Genomic DNA, 231 nt, shown 5'->3' with positions numbered 1-231 from the left:
GAGTGACAATTGTCCGTATTAAGCAAACTAATGGTATTTGGGAGGTAGTTAAAAATGATAGCCATAATCGCCGCTTTACTGGTGCTACTACTATGGATATTAGCGCTCCAGTGGCTGATAAAACGTTACTTGAAACGCCTTTCTCTCCCGCTGGCGATAAAGTCAGAGGCACATTAAATAACTGTGGTAATGGATATACGCCATGGGGTACTTACCTGACTTGTGAAGAAA

1 protein-coding gene is annotated in these 231 nt (G+C 42.0%); it reads left to right on the top strand.

What is annotated here, in order from left to right; translation table 11 throughout:
- The coding region (locus MTCD1_RS20490; RefSeq protein WP_143760244.1) for an alkaline phosphatase PhoX at nucleotides 1-231 on the top strand (231 nt) is incomplete at both ends.

It is taken from the genome of Colwellia marinimaniae, from assembly GCF_002207865.1.
In the GTDB taxonomy this organism is placed as follows: domain Bacteria; phylum Pseudomonadota; class Gammaproteobacteria; order Enterobacterales; family Alteromonadaceae; genus Colwellia; species Colwellia marinimaniae.
This window is presented reverse-complemented; position numbering and strand designations above follow the sequence as displayed.